At 66.6% G+C, this 3,141-nt stretch carries 5 protein-coding genes; 3 read left to right on the top strand and 2 right to left on the bottom strand.

The features are described from left to right. The 3 genes from I55_RS37335 to I55_RS23720 all read left to right on the top strand — a co-directional run. Positions 1 to 193, top strand: a 193-nt coding sequence (locus tag I55_RS37335; protein WP_211100320.1) for a hypothetical protein, incomplete at its 5' end; no start/stop codon positions are given. Between the two features lie 38 nt (positions 194 to 231). Then, complete coding sequence (locus I55_RS23725; RefSeq protein WP_044563104.1) at positions 232 to 1,026, top strand: SDR family NAD(P)-dependent oxidoreductase; 795 nt, start codon at positions 232 to 234, stop codon at positions 1,024 to 1,026. Positions 1,027 to 1,046: 20 nt separating this feature from the next. Then, the gene (locus I55_RS23720; RefSeq protein ID WP_044563103.1) at positions 1,047 to 2,069 is read left to right on the top strand and encodes an alpha/beta hydrolase; all 1,023 of its coding nucleotides are present in this window, start codon (positions 1,047 to 1,049) and stop codon (positions 2,067 to 2,069) included. A gap of 3 nt (positions 2,070 to 2,072) precedes the next feature. Here I55_RS23720 and I55_RS38650 read toward each other — a convergent pair whose 3' ends face one another. Together I55_RS38650 and I55_RS23710 are read right to left on the bottom strand one after the other, a co-directional pair. Then, positions 2,073 to 2,435, bottom strand: coding sequence for a hypothetical protein (locus tag I55_RS38650; RefSeq protein WP_252181288.1), 363 nt, complete (start codon positions 2,433 to 2,435; stop codon positions 2,073 to 2,075). A 133-nt stretch (positions 2,436 to 2,568) separates the two neighbouring features. Beyond that, positions 2,569 to 3,141, bottom strand: a 573-nt coding sequence (locus I55_RS23710; protein WP_044563102.1) for a family 43 glycosylhydrolase, incomplete at its 5' end; no start/stop codon positions are given.

The following is a 3,141-nucleotide window of genomic DNA, read 5'->3' as shown; positions in this document are numbered from 1 at the left end:
TGCTAGATCCAAGGCCACGCAAACATGGGCGAAAGGACGCCAGCGAATGTTCGACCTGTCAGACAGGGACGTGCTGGTCATCGGTGTCACCCGCCAAGGCCAGGACATCGCCGTGCAAATTATCGCGGGAATGGTCAATCCCTATCTGACCGGCAGCGTTACCTATGTCGACGGCGGCGGCGCCCTAGCCTGACCCAGCGCCCCTTTCCCCCTGAAAGAGAGAGAAGAATCATGCATATCGATCTGAGCGGCCAGACAGCCGTCATCACCGGTTCCACCGCCGGCATCGGCTTCGCCATCGCCCAGGGGCTGGCCCAGGCCGGCGCCGCCGTGGTGCTGAACGGCCGCAGCCAGGCCACCGTCACAGCGGCCGTGGCCAAACTGGGTGAGCTCGTGCCCGGCTCGGACGTGCGCGGCGTGGCCGCCGACGTCAGCACGGCCGAGGGTGCCGCCGCCTTGCTGGAGGCCGTGCCCCAGGCCGACATCCTGGTCAACAACGCCGGCATCTTCGAGCCCAAGGACTTCTTCGAGACGCCGGATGAGGACTGGACCCGCATGTTCGAGGTCAACGTCCTGTCGGGCGTGCGCCTGTCCCGCGCCTACCTCAAGGGCATGCTGGAGCGCAACCAGGGCCGCGTCATCTTCATCTCCTCCGAATCCGGCCTGAACATCCCGGTGGAGATGATCCATTACGGCTTCAGCAAGACGGCCCAGCTGGCGGTGTCGCGTGGCCTGGCCAAGCTGACGCGCGGCAGCAAGGTCACCGTCAACGCCGTCCTGCCCGGCCCCACCCTGTCGGAAGGCGTGGAGGCCATGCTGAAGGACCAAGTGGCCAAGACCGGCAAGCCGATCGAGGAGGTCGGCGCCGATTTCGTGCGCGCCTTCCGCCCCAGTTCACTGATCCAGCGGACGGCGACGGTGGAGGAGGTGGCGAACATGGTGGTCTACGCCTGCTCCCCCCAGGCGTCCGCCACCAATGGCGCCGCCCTGCGCGTCGACGGCGGCGTGGTCGATTTCATCGCCTGATCAGCAAAAGGGCCATCCCCATGCGCGTGTTTCCCCTGATGCTGGCGGCTGTCCTGGCGGCCAGCCCCGTTGTCTTCTCAACAGCGGGGGCGAGCACCATCGCGCCGGCGACGGCGGAACCCATCGGCATCGCGCTCGAGGGATGGCCCTATCCCTTCCCCGTCAGTTATTACGAGTTCACGGTGGAGGGGCAGACCCTGCGCCAGGCCTATATGGATGTGGCGCCCACCGGAAAGCCCAACGGCCGGGTGGCGCTGCTGCTGCATGGCCGCAACTTCCCGGCCAGCTACTGGGACACGGTGATCAGCGCCTTCGCCGCTGACGGCTATCGCGTCATCGCCACCGACCAGATCGGCTTCGGCAAATCCTCCAAGCCGGACCTGCCCTACAGCTTCGATTTCTTCGCCGCCAATACGGCCGGCCTGTTGGACAGCCTGGGCATCCGGCAGGTGGACCTGGTGGGCCACTCCCTCGGCGGCATGCTGGCCGCCCGCTTCACCCGGACTTATCCGGATCGGGTGCGCCGCCTGGTGCTGGAGGCGCCGGTGGGGCTGGAGGATTACCGCCTGACGGTGCCGCCGGTGACCGACGCCTTCCTCTATGACCGCGAATACGGCCTGACCGCCGACGCCTATCGCAATTTCCTGAAGAACAGCTATTCCATCTCCATCCCCGTGGCGGAGATCGAGCCCTTCGTCACCCTGCGCGAGCGGCTGAAGGCCAGCGGGGAATATCCGCGCTGGGTGAAGTCCTTCATCAAGTCCTACCAGATGATCCACGACCAGCCGGTGGTGCACGAATACCGGCTGATCGCCACGCCCACCCTGTTCATCATGGGCTCCGCCGACCACAACGCGCCCGGCAAGCCTTACACCACCAAGGAGCTGGGCGCCGGCATGGGCCATAACGCCGACAACGCCAGGGCCATCGCGGCGACCATGCCCGACGCCCAGGTGACGGTGTTCGACGGGGTGGGCCACTTGGTCCACTTCGAGCGGCCGAACGAGTTCAACAGGGCAGCGCTGGCGTTCCTGGACCGCTGACGCTCACAGCTCGTCGTACAGGTTGCCCTCATCCGGCGGCGGACCGGGCTGCCGGGGCTGTTCCTGGCGGCCGGTCCCCTGCCGGGCCGCCGCCGCGTCCGCGCGCACGGCGGCCAGGGGGCGGTCATCCACCATCACATCCTCATCCGTGTCGGGACCGGGATCGGTTTCCGCCTTCAAACCGGCGTTGCGCAGCCATTCCCCGCACCAGTCGGTGGACAGGGTGGTGGGGAAGACGCCGGCCGGCGCCCGGTCTGTCACCACCGGCGGATAGCGCCGGCACTGCCCCTTGGGCCCCCGCTCCCGAACGCCGCCGCCCAGCCAATGGCGGCAGGTATAGCAAATCTCGGAACGGCGGACGGCCATGGGACCAGGCTTTCGGATGCGGAATTGTGGCAGCCGTTATACCACGGCCCTGTCCAAGGTTGGGAAGGCCAAGGTTGAGAAGGCCAAGATGGGGGAGGGAAGAACGGGCATCCGGCCGCCCTCCCCGCCCGGATCACGGCACGAAGGGATCCACGGTCTGGATCGAGCCGTCGGCGTTGAAGTGCAGCTCCGTCACTTTGACGTTGCGCAGGTGGTTCTTGCCGCTCAGCTGGTTGTCGGCATAGAACAGCCAGGTCTTGCCACCCCAGTCGACGATGGAATGGTGGGTGGTCCAGCCCTGGACCGGCAGCAGGAAATGGCCCTGGTACGTGAAGGGGCCATAAGGGTTGTCGCCGGTGGCATAGGCCAGGAAGTGGGTGTCGCCGGTGGAATAGGTGAAGTAGTAGGTGCCGCCGCGCTTGTACATCCATGACGCCTCGAAGAAGCGCCGCTCGTGGTCGCCGCCCAGCAGGGGTTTGCCGTCCTGCCCCAGGATGACGACGTCGCGCGGCGTCTCCGCGAAGGTTTTCATGTCGGGCGACAGCTTGGCGATCTTGGCGGTCAACGCCGGCTTGGCGTCCTGCTTCAGGTCGGTGTCGCCGACGCTGGCGTCATAGTGCCCCTTGGCCCACTTCTGCAGCTGGCCGCCCCAGATGCCGCCGAAATAGATGTAGCTGGACCCATCGGCGTCGGTGAACACGGCCGG

Source organism: Azospirillum sp. B4, from assembly GCF_000333275.1.
GTDB lineage: Bacteria > Pseudomonadota > Alphaproteobacteria > Azospirillales > Azospirillaceae > Nitrospirillum.
The sequence above is the reverse complement of the archived record's forward strand: the minus strand, read 5'-3'. Positions and strand labels throughout refer to the sequence as shown.

Bases quoted from the DNA above. Each gene is read 5' to 3' on its own strand.
- I55_RS23725 (WP_044563104.1), top strand. From the start codon at position 232: ATGCATATCGATCTGAGCGGCCAGACAGCCGTCATCACCGGTTCCACC.
- I55_RS23720 (WP_044563103.1), top strand. From the start codon at position 1,047: ATGCGCGTGTTTCCCCTGATGCTGGCGGCTGTCCTGGCGGCCAGCCCC.
- I55_RS38650 (WP_252181288.1), bottom strand. From the start codon at position 2,435: ATGGCCGTCCGCCGTTCCGAGATTTGCTATACCTGCCGCCATTGGCTG.